This is a genomic window from Sphingomonas pokkalii (assembly GCF_003096275.1).
Taxonomy (GTDB): domain Bacteria; phylum Pseudomonadota; class Alphaproteobacteria; order Sphingomonadales; family Sphingomonadaceae; genus Sphingomonas; species Sphingomonas pokkalii.
In genome coordinates this window covers 3222182-3237252 of record NZ_QENQ01000001.1, presented here as the reverse complement: position 1 = coordinate 3237252, position 15071 = coordinate 3222182, and the positions used below count along the sequence as shown (strand labels likewise).

General features: G+C 69.8%; 19 protein-coding genes. 7 read left to right on the top strand and 12 right to left on the bottom strand.

Going from position 1 to position 15071, the window contains the following annotated elements; translation table 11 throughout:
• The first annotated feature begins 23 nt into the window (after positions 1–23).
• Complete coding sequence (gene ybaK, locus DD559_RS14875; protein WP_116469880.1) at positions 24–497, top strand: Cys-tRNA(Pro) deacylase; 474 nt, start codon at positions 24–26, stop codon at positions 495–497.
• A 6-nt stretch (positions 498–503) separates the two neighbouring features.
• Here the strand turns inward: ybaK and DD559_RS14870 are convergent, their stop codons facing one another.
• The 4 genes from DD559_RS14870 to DD559_RS14855 form a co-directional block, all read right to left on the bottom strand.
• Positions 504–1094 (bottom strand): hypothetical protein, encoded by a 591-nt coding sequence (locus tag DD559_RS14870; protein WP_116470933.1) that lies wholly within the window; start codon positions 1092–1094, stop codon positions 504–506.
• Positions 1095–1165: 71 nt separating this feature from the next.
• On the bottom strand, positions 1166–2050 hold the full coding sequence (locus DD559_RS14865; RefSeq protein WP_116469879.1) for a type II secretion system minor pseudopilin: 885 nt from the start codon (positions 2048–2050) through the stop codon (positions 1166–1168).
• Positions 2047–2601 (bottom strand): PulJ/GspJ family protein, encoded by a 555-nt coding sequence (locus DD559_RS14860; RefSeq protein ID WP_116469878.1) that lies wholly within the window; start codon positions 2599–2601, stop codon positions 2047–2049. Before DD559_RS14860 ends, DD559_RS14865 begins: the two co-directional genes overlap by 4 nt.
• On the bottom strand, positions 2598–3638 hold the full coding sequence (locus DD559_RS14855) for a penicillin-binding protein activator (protein ID WP_116469877.1): 1041 nt from the start codon (positions 3636–3638) through the stop codon (positions 2598–2600). The genes DD559_RS14860 and DD559_RS14855 overlap by 4 nt, the downstream gene beginning before the upstream one ends.
• Positions 3639–3721: 83 nt before the next feature.
• On the opposite strand from DD559_RS14855, the gene gspN reads away from it, so the two are divergent.
• Positions 3722–4357 carry a type II secretion system protein N gene (gene gspN / locus DD559_RS14850; RefSeq protein ID WP_116469876.1) on the top strand — a complete coding sequence of 212 codons (636 nt, stop codon included), beginning with the start codon at positions 3722–3724 and terminating at the stop codon, positions 4355–4357.
• A 12-nt stretch (positions 4358–4369) separates the two neighbouring features.
• Here gspN and DD559_RS14845 read toward each other — a convergent pair whose 3' ends face one another.
• The 5 genes from DD559_RS14845 to gspL all read right to left on the bottom strand — a co-directional run bounded on the left by DD559_RS14845 (position 4370) and on the right by gspL (position 9293).
• Positions 4370–4768 (bottom strand): endonuclease domain-containing protein, encoded by a 399-nt coding sequence (locus DD559_RS14845; RefSeq protein WP_116469875.1) that lies wholly within the window; start codon positions 4766–4768, stop codon positions 4370–4372.
• Positions 4769–4833: 65 nt separating this feature from the next.
• Positions 4834–6060: a type II secretion system F family protein gene (locus DD559_RS14840; RefSeq protein ID WP_116469874.1), complete on the bottom strand. Its 1227-nt coding sequence runs from the start codon at positions 6058–6060 to the stop codon at positions 4834–4836.
• Between the two features lie 154 nt (positions 6061–6214).
• A complete protein-coding gene (gspE, locus tag DD559_RS14835; protein ID WP_116469873.1) occupies positions 6215–7684 on the bottom strand; it encodes a type II secretion system ATPase GspE in 1470 nt (489 codons plus the stop codon).
• Complete coding sequence (locus DD559_RS14830) at positions 7681–8181, bottom strand: type II secretion system protein M (RefSeq protein ID WP_116469872.1); 501 nt, start codon at positions 8179–8181, stop codon at positions 7681–7683. The genes gspE and DD559_RS14830 overlap by 4 nt, the downstream gene beginning before the upstream one ends.
• Positions 8178–9293 carry a type II secretion system protein GspL gene (gene gspL / locus DD559_RS14825; protein WP_116469871.1) on the bottom strand — a complete coding sequence of 372 codons (1116 nt, stop codon included), beginning with the start codon at positions 9291–9293 and terminating at the stop codon, positions 8178–8180. The genes DD559_RS14830 and gspL overlap by 4 nt, the downstream gene beginning before the upstream one ends.
• A 45-nt stretch (positions 9294–9338) precedes the next feature.
• Between gspL and gspG the strand changes: the two genes are divergently transcribed.
• From gspG to gspD, 5 genes are read left to right on the top strand one after another with little or no spacing between them, the layout of a single operon-like run.
• Positions 9339–9809 carry a type II secretion system major pseudopilin GspG gene (gene gspG / locus DD559_RS14820; RefSeq protein WP_276308188.1) on the top strand — a complete coding sequence of 157 codons (471 nt, stop codon included), beginning with the start codon at positions 9339–9341 and terminating at the stop codon, positions 9807–9809.
• Complete coding sequence (locus DD559_RS14815) at positions 9809–10294, top strand: prepilin-type N-terminal cleavage/methylation domain-containing protein (protein ID WP_165831105.1); 486 nt, start codon at positions 9809–9811, stop codon at positions 10292–10294. The genes gspG and DD559_RS14815 overlap by 1 nt, the downstream gene beginning before the upstream one ends.
• Positions 10295–10297: 3 nt before the next feature.
• Positions 10298–10645, top strand: coding sequence for a type II secretion system minor pseudopilin GspI (gspI, locus tag DD559_RS14810; RefSeq protein ID WP_116469869.1), 348 nt, complete (start codon positions 10298–10300; stop codon positions 10643–10645).
• Complete coding sequence (locus DD559_RS14805) at positions 10642–11430, top strand: type II secretion system protein N (protein WP_116469868.1); 789 nt, start codon at positions 10642–10644, stop codon at positions 11428–11430. The genes gspI and DD559_RS14805 overlap by 4 nt, the downstream gene beginning before the upstream one ends.
• Before the next feature lie 11 nt (positions 11431–11441).
• On the top strand, positions 11442–13523 hold the full coding sequence (gspD, locus tag DD559_RS14800) for a type II secretion system secretin GspD (protein WP_240610277.1): 2082 nt from the start codon (positions 11442–11444) through the stop codon (positions 13521–13523).
• Here gspD and DD559_RS14795 read toward each other — a convergent pair.
• Genes DD559_RS14795 through DD559_RS14785 form a run of 3 tightly spaced genes read right to left on the bottom strand, consistent with a single transcriptional unit; the run spans position 13517 to position 14960 of the window.
• Positions 13517–13948 (bottom strand): hypothetical protein, encoded by a 432-nt coding sequence (locus tag DD559_RS14795; RefSeq protein WP_116469866.1) that lies wholly within the window; start codon positions 13946–13948, stop codon positions 13517–13519. The genes gspD and DD559_RS14795 overlap by 7 nt on opposite strands.
• On the bottom strand, positions 13945–14400 hold the full coding sequence (locus tag DD559_RS14790) for a hypothetical protein (protein ID WP_116469865.1): 456 nt from the start codon (positions 14398–14400) through the stop codon (positions 13945–13947). Before DD559_RS14790 ends, DD559_RS14795 begins: the two co-directional genes overlap by 4 nt.
• Positions 14400–14960 carry a hypothetical protein gene (locus DD559_RS14785; protein WP_116469864.1) on the bottom strand — a complete coding sequence of 187 codons (561 nt, stop codon included), beginning with the start codon at positions 14958–14960 and terminating at the stop codon, positions 14400–14402. Before DD559_RS14785 ends, DD559_RS14790 begins: the two co-directional genes overlap by 1 nt.
• Between the last annotated feature and the right edge of the window lie 111 nt (positions 14961–15071).

Sequence of the window (15071 nt, the reverse complement as noted above, 5' to 3'; positions counted from 1 at the left end):
CGGTTCGATCGAAGGAACAAGGCATGTCGAAGGCGACGCGCGCGACACGCGCGCTCGAAGGGGCGAAGATCCCGTTCAGCGTGCACCGCTATGATTATGATCCCGATGCCGACCGAATCGGGATGCAGGCCGCCGAAGCGCTGGGCGAACCACCCGCCCGCGTGCTCAAGACGCTGATGGCGCTGGCCGATGGAAAGCCCGTGCTCGCCATCCTGCCCTCCGATCGACAGGTGGCGATGAAGCGGCTGGCGGCGGCGCTGGGGGCGAAGTCCGCGGAAATGATGAAGCCCGCCGATGCGGAGCGGCTTTCCGGGTACAAGGTGGGCGGGATCAGCCCGTTCGGACAAATGCGGCGCGTGCCGGCGGTGATCGAGGAATCCGCATTGGCCGAACCCTTCGTCTATATCAATGGCGGCCAGCGCGGCCTGCAGGTTCGCCTCGCGCCTGCCGATGCAGCCCAACTGCTCGCCGCAACAGTCGCGGCGATCACCGCCTGACTCCGCCTAGAGCGGCTGCGCGTGCCGCGCCGCTTCCCGGAGCAGATCGACGACGTGCTCGAGCATCGAAGGCCGCCCTTTGGGGCCCTTCACCACCGTGGCGACGACATAGGCGTGCACCTTCGCCCGCAACCGGGCCTCGGCGCGCAGCCGCATCCAGTCGCCGGGCGTCGCGCCCCGGCCCCCCGCCGCGTCCCCGAACGGCAGCGTCGTGGCGGCCCCGCGCATCAAGCCGGAAAGGGCCGCGCCGCCGGCCGCCGCCCAGTCGCCCAGTTCCTCCATCATGTCGCGCATCAAATGGGTATCGATCGGCTGCGGGCGCCAGTGCAGCGGATAATAGGCGATCGTCTGCAGCGTGCGATCGGCCTCTTCGACCACCCGCCGCGCCAGCGGATCGGCGACCCGCCGCACGACCGGGGCGATGCGCGTCGCCACGAAGCGCGTCTGTTCGATCAGCCCATCCTGCCAGTCCGCCTGGGAGAGTTCGGCGTCCAGCGTCTCGATCAGGTCCGCCGCCGCCTGTTGCAGGACCGCCCGTGCCAGCGCGACATGGGTGTCGCGCCAGCGCCGGATCGGGCCACGTCCGAAAAGGCGCATCAAGACCAAGCGAAGGGCTCCGGTAGGTTCATGCGACGACCTGACCAGAAATGGCGGCCAATCTCAACCGTTCAGCGCACACCGAAAGCAGGCACGCCCGGCGGCACCGCCGCGTTGCGCCAGCGTTCGACCGGCACCGCTTCCAGCACCCCCTGCGGCGTCGTGCGGCGCTGGATCAGCGTCGCTTCCTGCTGCCGGGTCGATCCGATCGTGGCGGCGGTGCGGACCCAGAAGCTGCTCGACTTGAACGAGGTGCCCCAGGGCAACGTCACATGCTGGTCGTTCAGATCCTTGAGCGTCAGATAGCCCTGCCGCGCCCGCACCGCGACCAGCCGGCTGGCAATCAGCGGATCCTTGAACAGGATGCGCATCAGCTCCGGCTCGGCGGCATTGAGGTTGATCGTGGTGATGCCCGGCAGCGCCGTCACCACCCGTTCCAGCTTGTCGGCAACCTTGGGTTCGATCCCTGCCAGCCGCAGCGGACGCAGATCGGTGATCGGCCCTTGCAGACGGACATATTCGATGGCCGCCACCACCTGCTCGGGCTTCATCCCCACATCGTTGGCGATCTCCTGCAGCAACACCACCGCGCCAGCCTCGCCGGTGCGAACGGAATTGATGTTGAACCGCCCTTCGGCATCCGCGATCGCAAGATCGAACGTGCCGCCTTCGATCGGCGCATCCTTTTCGGCCAGCTTGGCCCAGGGCTCGCCGCGATGATCGACGTCGCCCGCCTTCTCCCCGTCGCGGCGCAGCGCCACCAAGGCGGAAAGCGCGCCCCCGCGCACGATCGCCTGCGCCCGTGCCGCCTCGCGCATCCGCAGCCCGCGATCTAGCGCCAGTTCCTCGCGATCGATCATCAGCAGCACCAGCCCGCTGGCGATCGCCACGAACATCAGCACGTTGACAAGGATCATCCCGCGCTCCTGCTCGTCCTGGATCGGGGGCGGATTCATTGCGGGACGGGCTCCACCGCCCGTGCGGGCAACGTCACCACGCGGTGAAGTGCTACCGGCACGCCGCCGGGGCCGGTCGCGCGCAAATCCAGCGCGATCGCGCGCGGCCAGCGCTGCTTGGCCTCCTCGCTGGCGTCCAGGGGCCAGCGATCGCTCCACGCGCCGTCCCAAAAACGCCACCGTGCGGTGACAACGCCCGGCAGCAACCGCTGCGGCGCGGGAGCCGCACGCACCAGCACGCCACCGGCCACCGCATATTGTACCTGACTGGTGACACCGCCGGTACCGGGCGCGCTGCGCACGAAGGACAGCCGATCGCCCCTGCCTTCGATCGGTCCGCTGGCCAGTTGGTCGAGATCGCTGGTCAGCACGAACATCGTCCGCTGCAGCGCCGACAGGCGGTCGAGCCGCGCTTCGGTCCGGCCGTTCACCCGCAGGATGCCGTCGACCAGGGCGAGGCCGGCTACCGCGATCAGCGCGAACAGCCCCAGCGAGATCATCAGTTCGATCAACGTGAAGCCGGCCTCTCCGGCTTCGCGGCGCTGGGTCACGATCCCGAACTCACCGCAACGCTGGCATATCCCTCGCGCGAGGCGACGACGATCGCGAAATCGCGCGCAACCGATCCGTCGGTGCGGAACCGCACCGGGCCGGTGACCCCGTGGAAGCCCTTGGCATCCACCAGCCCGTCCATGTTCAGCGCATTGGCCTCGCGCAGCTTGTTGGCGACACCGGCGGCATCATAGGCAAGCGCGGTGATCGTGCCGGGATCGCCGCCGTTGCGCGCCTCGAATGCCTGCGCGAAGGAGGCGAAACCGCCGGGATCGGGGCACGCAAGCCAGGCGCCGTCCAGTGCTTCGAGCGCCTCGGGCCGGTTATCAAGCCCCTGGAGGGTGCCCAGCAGTTGCACGCCGCTGCCACGCAGCGCCCGCGCGGCCGCCAGCACCCCTTCGCCGCTTCCGGGCAGCAGCACGGCATCGGGGGCATCGCCGGCGGCGGGCAGCGGCGCGCCCGGCTTCACCTGCAACACCCGCAGCGTGAGTCCGATTTCCTGCTCCATCCGCCCGGCGGCAAGGCTGGCAGCGGCGCACCAGGGCGAACCATCGTCGATCATCACCACCGATCGCACGCCGCGCGTGCGGGCATAGCGCAGGATCGCGCTCGTCACCTGCGCGGCGGTGATGCCGAAAATCCAGACGCCCGGCTGGCGCAGCACCGAATCGTTGCTGAATGCGATCACCGGCACGCGATTGGCCACCGCACTGCCCACGGCAGGCACCTCGGCAGCGGTGAGTGGACCCAGGATCAGCGCGGGATGGCGGCGCAGCGCTTCCCCGGCGGCGCGGGCGGCGCCATCGGGCGTGCCGCCGGTATCGAACCGCAACACGAACTCCGCGGTTTCCGCGAGCAAGGCTGCCTGGTACATGCTACGCCCGAGCGCCGCTCGCGGCCCGCTGAGCGGCAGCAGCAGGGCGATGGGACGCTTGTCCTTCTTCTCGCCCGCCCATGCAACGGAAGGAACGCAAACCGATGCCGCGGATAGGACGAGGCCCGAGGGCAGCAGCCGCAGCAGGGACCGACGGTCCATTGCAAACTCCGGATTCAACGAATGAGGCACGGCGGCGTCTTATCCTCTTCGCCGGGCTGGGCATAGGGGCCTATGCCCTGGCGATGCTGGTCACCGCACCGGCAAGCCTGCTCGTCCGCAAACAGCCCTGGCGCAGCGGCGTGGCGGGGACGATCTGGAACGGCGAAGTCGGCGTGGCCGGCGGCAGCAAGCTCGAATGGCAGCTGGCGCCGCTGCGGTCGCTGACCAGCCTGGGGCTGGCGGCGGACTGGAAGGCGAGCGGGCCGGACACCGATCTGGGCGGTCGGGCGTTGCTGCATCTGGGCGGGCGCACCGTGCTGGATCATGTCAGCGGCGCGGCGGATGCCAGCCTGCTCCAGGCCATCCAGCCCGATCTGCCCTTCACCTGCCAGTTGGTGATGCAGGTGGAGATGGCCCGGATCGCGGTGGGCGGCGGCGCCCAGATGCTCGACGGCAAGGTGACGACCGATCCCGGCAGCTGCCGGCCCAAAGCGGCAGGCAGCGCCGCGACGGCGGTACCGGCGCTGCTGCTGACGGCGGAACATGTCGGCCCGCGCACGACGATCCGGCTTACCCCGGCGACGCAGCGGCGGCAGCTGCTGCTGGATGCAATCCTCAGCGAGGACGGCACGCTCGATCTGGGGATGAGCAAGGACGGTGCGGCGGCGCTGCCGTTCGTGGGGCTGCCCGGCGGGGCGAGGATTCAGGGGAAGATGTGAGCTCGCCCTCTTCTAAAAGCCCTCTCCCGCTTGCGGGAGAGGGTTGGGTGAGGGTGAGTCGTGCACGTCAGGCAGTGCGGCCAGTTGGTGTCGGATCGCTTCCAGAACACCGTCCAAGTTCTGCAGCACATCGACGTTCGAGAACCGGACCACCCGATATCCCTGCCCCTCGAGCCACGCCGTCCGAGTACGATCGGCCTCCTCCCCATGCTGGCTGCCGTCGAGCTCGATCGCCAGCCCCTTCCCCGCGCAGAGGAAGTCCACGACATAGGGCCCGAGCGTCGCCTGAAAACGGATCTTGTGCCCGTCGACCTGACGGTTCCGCACCCGCGCCCATAACGCCCGCTCGGCGTCCGTCGCCTCTCGACGAAGCGTCCTCGCATGCGGGTTCGTGGGACGTATCGTGGGCATCTCGCGTCGCTTCCCCCTGGCACCCTCACCCAACCCTCTCCCGCAAGCGGGAGAGGGCTTTTGGCTCACCCCCCCACCAGATTGTTGAGGTTGATGATCGGCAGCAGGATCGCCAGCACCATCAGCAGCACCAGACCGCCCATCACCAGCAGCACCATCGGCTCGACCAGCGCGACCAGCGTGGCGACCAGCGCATCCAATTCGCGCTCCAGCTCGCCCGAGGCACGGCCGAGCGCCGGCGCGAGCTTGCCCGAGCTTTCGCCCGAGGCGACGATGGCGACCAGCATCGAGGGGAAGATATCCGCCTCCTGCATCGCCGCACGCAGGCTGATGCCCTCCCGCACCCGCATCGCCACGCCCAATGCCTTTTCCCGAACGAAATGGTTGGGCGTCACCGCCGCCGCGGCGTGCAGCGCCTCGACCAGCGGCACCGCGCTTCCCACCAGCGTCGCGAGGCTTCCAGCGAAGCGGGCGGCGTTCATCTGGCGGCTGAAGCGGCGGAACGGGCGGCGCTCGGCGAAGAAGCGATGGACGCGCAGGCGGTTGGCCGGCACCCGCAGCCAGCGCCCGAACGCAACGATGCCGAGCCCGATCGCGAGGAGCAGATACAGCCCGAAGCCCTGCAGGAAGGCACTGATCGCGATCAGCGCCCGCGTGAGCAGCGGCAGGTCGGCACCGCGGGAGACGAACACCTTCACGATGTCCGGCACGACATAGACCATCAGCAGCACCATCATGCCGAACGACACGCACGCCAGCAGGGCCGGATAGAGCAGCGCCAGTTGCAGCTTCTGGCCATTGGCCTGGCGATTTTCGACGAACTCGGCGAGGTGGTTGAGCACGTCCGGCAGCCGCCCCGAAGCCTCGCCCGCCGCCACCGAGGCGCGGTAGAATTCGGGAAAGGCCTTGGAGTGCTGGGCCAGCGCGGCGGCAAAGCTGCGCCCGTCAAGGATCGCGCCGCGCACGTCGAGCAGCAGCGAACTCACTGCCGGCTGTTCGGACTGGGTGGCGACCAGGCGCAACGCCTCCTCGATCGCGATGTCCGAGCCGACCAGCGTGGAAATCTGCCGGGTGACGGTGGCAAGCGCGCGGGCGCTCACGCCGCCGCGGCCAAGGCGCGGCAGGGTGATCGATCCGATCGAGCGTCCCCGCTCCGCCGCGGGTTCGACGGAAAGCGGCAGCAGTGCCTGCTCGCGCAGCAGCGCGCGGGCGGCGGCGGGGCTGGAGGCCTCGATTACGCCGCGCTTGGCGGCGCCGGTGCGGTCTGCCGCGCGGTACGCGAAGGCGGGCATCAGATCCTCCCCTGCAAGGGGAGGGGGACCGCGCCGAAGGCGTGGTGGAGGGGTGTCACGGCTGCAAGGGAGGGTCCGTGTCCCCAGCGTGGACACCCCTCCGTCGCGCTGGCGCGCGCCACCTCCCCTTGCAGGGGAGGATTGGAAATTGGCGTCACGCCTCGTCCCTCACGACGCGAGCGACTTCCTCGACCGTGGTAACCCCGGCCTGGAGCTTCGCCACACCGTCATCCAGCAGACTCGGATTGTCCGCCCGCGCATGGCGTTCGATCTCCGCCTCGCTGGCGCCGTCGTGGATCAGCTTCTGGAACGCGTCATCCACCGCGACGACCTCGTAGAGCCCGGCGCGGCCGCGATAGCCCTCGTCATGGCACTGGTCGCAGCCGACCGCGCGCCACAGCGGCGCCCCTACCGGCAGCGCGCCGCCGAGCAGCAGCGAATCGGCTTCGCTCGCCACGTCCTCGCGCCGGCAATGCGGGCACAGCCGCCGCACCAGCCGCTGCGCGCACAGGCCGACGACCATCGGCGCCAGCAGATAGCGCTCCACCCCCATGTCGATCAGCCGCGTCACCGATCCGACTGCGCTGTTGGTATGCAGCGTCGAGAGCACGAAATGCCCGGTCATCGCCGAGCGCACCGCGACCTGCGCGGTTTCCTGGTCGCGAATTTCCCCGACCATGATCACGTCCGGGTCCTGGCGCAGGATCGCGCGCAGGCCGCGCGCGAAGGTCATGTCGGTGCGCGGATTGACCTGGGTCTGCGCCACGCCCGGCAGCTCATATTCGATCGGATCCTCGACCGTCATGACGTTGCGCTTGCGGTCGTTCAGCCGGGTCAGCGCGGTGTAGAGCGTCGTCGTCTTGCCCGAGCCGGTCGGCCCGGTGACGAGCAGGATGCCGTGCGGCCGCTCGAGCAGTCGGCCGAACACCGCCTGGTCGCGCGCGCTCATGCCCAGGCCGGACAGGTCGAGCTTGAGCGAGCCCTTCTCCAGCAGACGCAGCACCACCCGCTCGCCATGCTGGGTCGGGATGGTCGAGACGCGCGCATCGACGTCATGGCCGCCGATGCGCAACGTCACGCGGCCGTCCTGCGGCACACGACGCTCGGCGATGTCGAGCTTGGCCATCACCTTGATACGACTGACCAGCAGCGGCGCCAGCGCGCGCGGCGGCTCGATCATGTCGCGCAGCACGCCGTCGACCCGGAAGCGGACGACGAGGCGCTTCTCCTGCGTCTCGACATGCACGTCCGACGCGCCTTCCTTCACCGCCTCCATCAGCAGCGCGTTGATCAGGCGGATGACGGGGGCATCGTCGCGGGTATCAAGCAAGTCGTCGACGCTGGCGGCACTGTCTGCCAGCGCAGCCAGATCCATACCGCCCAGATCGATGTCGGCAGCGGCACCCCCGGCCCCGCCATAGGCCTGGCCCAATGCGCTATCGAAGGCTGCGCCCTCCAGCCGCACGAAGCGCACGCCGGGCGCGAGCCGCTGCACCTCCAGCATTCCGTCCAGCCCGGCATCGTCACGGTGGACGCATTCAAGCCCATCGGCCCCCGCCCGCAGCAGCACGCCGTGGCGACGAGCGAAGCCATAAGGCAGGCTGGGCACATCGGCGACGATCATCGGGCAAGCTCCACCGTGGCGGACACCCGGCCGGGCGCCGCCAGTTTCTGGATGGTCAGTCGCCGTACCCGCAGATCGCTGGTGGTCGTCACGTCGGCGAGCCAGTGGACCACCGAATCATAGCCGGCATCGGCGATGCTCGCCCGCACGCCGCCATCGGCCGGCGCCGCCGTGAGCGTCACGCCGAAGCTCCCCGCCGACTGCATCGCGATCTCGGCGGGCGTGCCGGTGCGGCGCTGCGGCCGCGCGGTCGTGAGCGTGCCGGCCGCGCGGATTCGCGCGTTCAGGGTTTCATAGGTGCGGATGTCCGCCAATGCCGTCGCCCGCGCGCCCTGGATCGGCTTCACCACGCCATAGACGAACAGCAACGTGCCCAGCACCGCCGACAGGATGGCGAGCAACCTGCGTTCCCGCGGAGACCGCGCCTGCCACCATTGGCCGCCCCATGTCAGGCCGGCATCGAGCGTGGGCAATTGGGAGCGGAGAAAGTTTCTCATGCCGCGTTCGCCGTAATGCGGATCGTGCCGTCTGGCGAGGCCGTCGCCTGCCCGCGAATCCGCGCCGCCCGCAGCGCTGCGGCGATACGTGCCGCAAGATCGGGCGCGCCAGCTGCGCAGTCGAGCGTCATCACCGTGCCCTCGAATCGGATCGCCTGTACCGAGATCGATCCGGCCAGCGGGCTCAGTCCCGCCGAAACCCGCGCCAGGAGCGGCACGAAACGATCCGGCGGAGCACTGCTGCCGGCGGGGAGAAGATCGGTCACGCGGCCCTTGAAATCGCCCGAAAGATCCGCACCCGGCGCCGCTATTGCGACTAATTCGCGCGTTTCCGACGCGCGGCGCTTGGCGATAATGCTTAGCAATACCGCATCTCCGCCGGCGATCGCGACATGCGCGGCGGCGCCGATCGCGACGATCCAGCCCAGCCTGCGCCAGCCATTCCCGATGCGGCCGCCGCGCGCCGCATAGGCGCCCTGGCGCAAATCGAGTTCGGCCGCCGCCGCCTTCGCACGCGCCGCCGCCGGGCGCGTGTCCGCCGCCGCTGCTTGCGCCGGCATCGGATCGGGCAGCGGATCGGCCAGCCTATGGACCAGCGGACGCCCGGCCGCTTCCCACGCGGCGGGCAGCAGCGGCAGCGGCAACGCGAAGCCGGCGCCGTCCGCGGCCCGCACCAGCGCACGGCCATCCCGAATCTCGACGCTCCAGCCCTCGGCCGGGCGCGGCAGCAGCAGCGCATCGGGCACCATCGGCGCGGCGCCCAGCCCCTGCGATTCGGCAAGCGCCACCCAGCCGGCCATTGTTTCGCGCCGCACCGCGCCGACCAGATAGCGCGCCGGCGCGTCCTCCGGATTCAGCTTCGCGCCCAGCGCCAGGTGGAGCGAATCGATCGGTTCGGCGACCTGATCCTCGATCGCAAAGGGCAACGCGGCCAGCCGCTTGGCACGATTCGGCAACGGCAGGTCCACCGCGAGCAGGCGCACCCGCTCCGTCGGCACGACGATGGTTGCGGGTCCATCCTCGTCGACTATGATGAGTCGATCGCCCGCCAGCGTCCACAAACCCGCGGCGTGCGGCGACGGAAGGTCCGGCGATCGGACGCCGTGTGTCATGGAAGCTTCATGGGAAGGACGCATGGGGCGGGGATGCGCATAGTTTTGAAACCATTTTGTGACATTGCATCGCAGCGCGCGCCGCGCAAGCTCCGCCAGGTCGGCGAGCAGGAAGCCGGGCTCACGCTGATCGAGATGCTGATCGTGCTGGTGATCATCGCGGTGGTCGCCGGCCTCATCACCGCCAACGTGATCAACCGCCCCGACGAGGCGCGGGCGACCCGGGCGAAGGGCGATATCACCAATATCGAAGGCGCGCTGAAGATGTACCGCCTCGACAATGGCGACTATCCCACCACCGAGCAGGGCCTGAAGGCGCTGGTGGAAAAGCCCACCATCCCGCCGGTGCCGGCGAACTGGGCGCAGGGCGGCTATCTCTCGGCGGCACCGCTCGATGCCTGGGGCAAGCCCTACGAATACAAGTCCGAAGGCGGCGGTTTCACGATTCGCTCGTTCGGCAAGGACGGCAAGCCGGGCGGCGAAGGCGTGGACGCCGACATCGAAGGCAAGGGCTGATGGCCGATCGGGGGGCCGGCAGCGCTGCGCGTCGCGCCTCCCAGGCCGGCATGACGCTGATCGAGATGCTGATCGTCCTCGCGATCATCGGCGTCGCCGCGGGCGCGGTGACGCTGGGGATCGGCGCCGCCACCCGCAAGCCCAGCGTCGAAACCGAAGCGCGCCGCCTCGCCTCCCGCCTGCAAGCCGCGGCCGACGATGCGATGCTTGGCGATCTGCTTATCGCCTTCACCGCCGAAAAGCACGCTTACGGCTTCGCCACGATCGGCACGGACGGCAAGATGACGGCCCGCAGCGACGACGCCCTCGCGCCGCACACCCTGCCCAGCGGCATTACCGTGACGCTCGATACGCGTCCACCGGTGGTGCTGGGCGTCGATGGTGCGGGCAGGCCGATGTCCGCGACGATCGAAAATGGCAGTCAGCGCTGGATCGTCCGCTATGACGGCCTGACCGCCACCGCTACCCCCGCACCGAACGCCTGAGCGATGGACGACCGCGGTTTCTCGCTGATCGAGGCTTTGGTGGCGCTGGCGGTGCTGGCCATCGCCACGGTGGGCCTGATGCGCACGGTGCAGACCCATATCGATTCGACCCGCGGGCTGGAACGCCGCGCCGCTGCCATGTGGGTCGCCGAAAACCGGCTGGCTGAGCTGGACGCGGGCATCCCGGCCGCGCCGCAGGTGGACATGCTGGGCGAACGCTGGCGGATCGTCGTCGATCGGCGCAGCACCAGCGACCCCGAAATCGTGCGCGTGCGGATCAACGTGTTTCCGGCAACCGAAAAGTCACCGCTTGCATCGCTCGATGGCTTCGTGGACGGGCGGAAGGGATGAATCGCCCGTCCCTAACCCCGCGCCAGACGCGCACCGCGCTCGATCTGCTGACCGGCGCCGTGGTCGTCTCCGTCGCCTTTGCGCTTGCCGGGCTCACCTGGCGGATCGCCGGCCACGCCGGCACTGGCGCGATCACCATCCCGTCGGGCAACAGCGCGACCGCCACCGCGCCCGACATGAGCGCGGCCATCGCCCTCGCGCCATTCGGCAAGGCGGTGTTGGTCGATGCGCCGCAGCCGACGACGCTGCCGCTGGAGCTCAAGGGAATCGTGGCCGCGGTGCCTGCCGAACTTTCGACTGCGTTCATCGCGGTCAACGGGGGCCCGCCCCAGCCCTTCCATGTCGGCCAGGCGGTGAACGGCGCGACCGTCGCGACGATCCAGCGCGGTCGCGTGCTGCTCGATACCGGCGGGCGCCACGAATTTCTTGCCTTTCCCGATCCCAGCCTGTCGCCCGAACAGCGCCAGGCGGCAGTGGCCGAGCCCGCCCCGCAGGATGGATCGACGCCGCCCGCACCGATCCAGGCATCGGCCGCTTTGCCCGGCAACAGCGCCGCGATCCTGCAAAAGCTCGGGGCGACACAGACGGCGGAAGGCTTCCGCATCGGCGGCGACGGCCCGCCGGGCATGCAGGCCGGCGACGTCATCACCTCGGTCAACGGCACACCGCTTTCCGATACCCAGGCAGCCAATGCCGCCTTCGCCGCCGCCCAGCAAAGCGGTTCGGCACAGGTCCAGATCTTGCGCGACGGCAGGCGGATCTCGCTTACCGTGCCCCTTCGTTGAAGAGAGAAACCGTGACGATTCGCTCCGCCCTCGCCTGCCTCGCCCTTGCGCCGATGCTCCTCGATCCGCTGATCGTGGCGGCGCAGACGGCTGCACCGCAGGAAGCGGCCGATATCGTGATCAACATGCGCGGCGTGGAGATTGCCGATGTCGCCGATCAGATCTCGCGGATCACCGGCCGCACGCTGATCCTCGATCCGGCCGTGAAGGGCGTCGTCACCGTCACCTCCTCCAGCCCGCTGAGCCCCGGCGGGGTTTGGGACCTGTTCCAGTCGGTGCTGCGCGCCAATGGCTATGCGGCGGTGCGATCGGGCCGTGCCTGGCGGATCGTGCCCGCCGCCAATGCGGTGCGCGACGGCGGGTTGCCGGCACGCGGCATCGCGGGGCAGGAACTGATGACGCGCATGGTCCGGCTGGCCAATGTGCCCTCCGCCGACGCCGCACGCATCGCCCGCCCGCTGGTCGCCAGCTTCGGCAGCGTCGAACCGCTCACCAGCCCCAACGCTATCGTCATCACCGATTATGCCGATAATGTCCGCCGTATCGAGGCGATCGTGCGCCAGCTCGATGGCGGCGGCGGCGCCACCTTCGCGGCGATCGCGCTCAAGAACGGCAGCGCGCCCGCGGTGGCGCAATCGCTGCAGAACGTGCTCGGCGGCGATCAGGGCACCGGCACGCGCGTGGCGGCGGACGAACGCAGCAACACCGTGCTCATCCGCGGCACGCCTGCGTCCGTGACGGAGGCACGGCGAATGGTCGTCTCGCTCGATCAGCCGGGCGGATCGACGCCGATCACCCGCATGTTCCGCCTGAACTATGCCGATGCGGAGACGGTGACGGACGTGCTGCGCGGCGTGCTCGGCCTGGGCGACACGGTCGACAATCCGGTGGCGAACAGCCTTTCCAACACCAATGCCAATCCCTTCGCCCGGCTGGCCAGCCAGAGCGCGCTTTCCAACGGCGCCGCCGCCGGCATGGCCAACGGCATGACCGGCACCCCCAGCGGCACCGGCGTCCAGGCGGCGACGGCAACGCAGGCGCCGATGATGCAATCGACCACGCCACAGACGCCCAAGGGCTTTTCGACGCCGGACCTGACGGTGCAGCCGGCGCCCGAGCTCAACGCGATCGTGGTCCGCGGTGCACCCAGCGCCATCGCCTCGATCGAACCGCTGGTGCGCGACCTCGACGTGCGTCGCCCACAGGTGATGATCGAAGCCGCAATCGCCGAGATCACCGGCGACGATGCCGAACAGCTGGCGGTGCAGATCGGCACCAGCGGCGCGGTGCTGAGCCGCGTCACCGGCGCGGGCACCTCGTTCGATGCGGCGGGGCCGTCGCTTGGCGCCGTGCTTACCGCACTTGGGGTTCCCGCCGGCTCGATCCTCGGCACCACCGCCAGCGGCTTCACCGGCAATTTCAAGATCGGCGACGATTTCTCGGTGCTGCTCCAGGCGCTCGGCACCTCCAGCCGTGCCAACCTGCTCTCCACGCCGCAGATCACCGTGCTCGACAACGTCGCCGGCGAGTTCATCGCCGGCCAGAACGTGCCGTTCGTCACCGGATCGATCCTAACCAACTCCAGCGCGGCAACGCCGTACAACACGATCGAGCGCAAGGATGTCGGCATCACGCTGCGCGTGCTGCCGCGGATCAATGCCGGCGACACCATCCGCCTGCAGGTAAACCAGGAAGCCTCGTCGATCGCCAGCACCACCGTGTCGCGCGCGACCGACCTCATCACCAACAAGCGCGCGATCAACACCACGGTGCTCGCAGACAACGGCTCGACCATCGTGCTGGGCGGCCTGACCAGCGACGATTATCAGGACGTGCGCCAGCAGGTGCCGGTGCTGGGCAACATCCCGCTCATCGGCGAGCTGTTCAAAGGCCGCAAGGAACAGCATTCGAAGCGCACGCTCTTCATCTTCCTGAAGCCGACCATCCTGCGCGACGGCGCCGATGCCAGCGCCGCGGCCAAGGATCGCTATGCCCGGCTGCGCGCCGAAGAGGCACAAAATGCCAAGCGCAACAGCCTGTTGCTCGCCCCGCCACCGGCACGGCTGAAGGTGGAGATCGACGGGATCTACTGAGCCGCCGGCTCCGGATCGGCGGCGGGCAGCGGCACACGCGCCTGCTGGCCGCCGCGACTGAACAGCGCCGCGTCGATCGCCAGCGATTCGAGCTTCCAGCCATCAATGCTGTCGCCGATCGTGAGCGTCCGGTTCTGCCCCTGTGCGGTGCGGACCATCGCCACCGCGTCGCTGCCCAGCCGGCCGACGATGCCAGTCAGCTGCGGTGCATCGGGCGGGAGGGCGGCGGCATCGCCGGCGGACGCCGCGAACAGCGGACGATCGAACACCCGCACCAGGGGCGGCTCGGCGGCGACCGACAGCGGCGGCAAGCTGGGCTGTACCCGGCGTTGCGGCGCAGCGGGGGGGAGCAGCAGCAGCAGCGGCATCGCCACCGCCGAAACCGCGGCGACCGCCAACACGATCGCTTGCGGCCGCGCGATCATCGCACCGCCCCGATCAGGTCGCCGCGCAACCGCACCCCGCTACCTTCCGCGGGTTCGATCCGCCAGCTGCGGAACCGCAGCAGCGGCCGTTCGCGCTCGATCGCATCGGCCACGGCGATGACTGCCTTTTCCGGGCCGGACAGGCGAATCGTCACTGCGATCAGCGGTGCCGGCGCCGCTGCCGGGGCCAACGCCTCGACCAGCACCCCACCGCCCCGCGCAAGCCGTTCGATACGAACACGCATCGCCGCGTCGCCGCCTTGCGCAGGGAATGCCAGCGACGGCGCCAGCACCGCGATCGGCGCTGCCGGCGCAGCCGCCAGGCCCGCGAGCCGCGCCCGCTCCGCACGCGCCTTGGCCAGCGCGCCGATCGCGGCGCCGGTCCAGGGTGCAAGCGACAGGGCCAGCACCAGCCCGAGCAGGACGCCGTACAGAAGCGGCCGGCGGCGCATCACGCCACGATCCGCCGCAACAGTACGATCGTCCGTCCGTCGGCTTCGCGCTGGTGGACGTCGCGCAGACCGGCCAATGCGGGGGTCCGGCGGAGCGCAGCGCGCAGGGCATCGGGATCGCCGGTCGCCACCTCGATCTCCGTCATCCCATCGGCGCGCCGCTCCGCCCGCACCAGCGTGGCATCGGACGGCAGCGCCGCGGCGAGCTGATCCAGCAGCGCGGCCGGTCCCGGCGCAGCGATCGCCCGGCCCAGCGATTGCCGGGCCCGGCCGCGTTCCTGCGCCGCGGCAAGGCGGGGGGCGAGCGTCGCGGCGATCCGGGCCTCGTCCCGCGCGACGGCGTGGCTGAGCAGCGCGGCGCCGGCGATCGTCAGCAACGGCCCGGCGGCGATCGTCAAGGCCAATGCCGCCACCATCGCGCGTGGATGGCGCGCGCCTGCGGCCGCATCCACCCGCACATCGCGGCCGGGGCGCCCCAATGCGCGCAACCGGGCAACCGCATGACCGGCAAGGCTCGGGCGGGGCGGCGGGGGATCGCGATCGGCAGTATCCGGCGTCATCCGCCCGCGCTTAGCCGGCCCTGCCCGCTTGGCAAGTGTCACATATATGACCGCATTTCGACTTCACGGTGCAACGCCTGCTCCATCACCGCTTCATCTGCCTTCCCCATG

What these genes read in the sequence shown, in the direction of transcription:
- ybaK (WP_116469880.1), top strand. Translation starts at nt 24, where the DNA reads ATGTCGAAGGCGACGCGCGCGACACGCGCGCTCGAAGGGGCGAAGATC.
- DD559_RS14870 (WP_116470933.1), bottom strand. Translation starts at nt 1,094, where the DNA reads ATGCGCCTTTTCGGACGTGGCCCGATCCGGCGCTGGCGCGACACCCAT.
- DD559_RS14865 (WP_116469879.1), bottom strand. Translation starts at nt 2,050, where the DNA reads ATGAATCCGCCCCCGATCCAGGACGAGCAGGAGCGCGGGATGATCCTT.
- DD559_RS14855 (WP_116469877.1), bottom strand. Translation starts at nt 3,638, where the DNA reads ATGGACCGTCGGTCCCTGCTGCGGCTGCTGCCCTCGGGCCTCGTCCTA.
- gspN (WP_116469876.1), top strand. Translation starts at nt 3,722, where the DNA reads ATGCTGGTCACCGCACCGGCAAGCCTGCTCGTCCGCAAACAGCCCTGG.
- DD559_RS14845 (WP_116469875.1), bottom strand. Translation starts at nt 4,768, where the DNA reads ATGCCCACGATACGTCCCACGAACCCGCATGCGAGGACGCTTCGTCGA.
- DD559_RS14840 (WP_116469874.1), bottom strand. Translation starts at nt 6,060, where the DNA reads ATGCCCGCCTTCGCGTACCGCGCGGCAGACCGCACCGGCGCCGCCAAG.
- gspE (WP_116469873.1), bottom strand. Translation starts at nt 7,684, where the DNA reads ATGATCGTCGCCGATGTGCCCAGCCTGCCTTATGGCTTCGCTCGTCGC.
- DD559_RS14830 (WP_116469872.1), bottom strand. Translation starts at nt 8,181, where the DNA reads ATGAGAAACTTTCTCCGCTCCCAATTGCCCACGCTCGATGCCGGCCTG.
- gspL (WP_116469871.1), bottom strand. Translation starts at nt 9,293, where the DNA reads ATGACACACGGCGTCCGATCGCCGGACCTTCCGTCGCCGCACGCCGCG.
- DD559_RS14815 (WP_165831105.1), top strand. Translation starts at nt 9,809, where the DNA reads ATGGCCGATCGGGGGGCCGGCAGCGCTGCGCGTCGCGCCTCCCAGGCC.
- gspI (WP_116469869.1), top strand. Translation starts at nt 10,298, where the DNA reads ATGGACGACCGCGGTTTCTCGCTGATCGAGGCTTTGGTGGCGCTGGCG.
- DD559_RS14805 (WP_116469868.1), top strand. Translation starts at nt 10,642, where the DNA reads ATGAATCGCCCGTCCCTAACCCCGCGCCAGACGCGCACCGCGCTCGAT.
- DD559_RS14795 (WP_116469866.1), bottom strand. Translation starts at nt 13,948, where the DNA reads ATGATCGCGCGGCCGCAAGCGATCGTGTTGGCGGTCGCCGCGGTTTCG.
- DD559_RS14790 (WP_116469865.1), bottom strand. Translation starts at nt 14,400, where the DNA reads ATGCGCCGCCGGCCGCTTCTGTACGGCGTCCTGCTCGGGCTGGTGCTG.
- DD559_RS14785 (WP_116469864.1), bottom strand. Translation starts at nt 14,960, where the DNA reads ATGACGCCGGATACTGCCGATCGCGATCCCCCGCCGCCCCGCCCGAGC.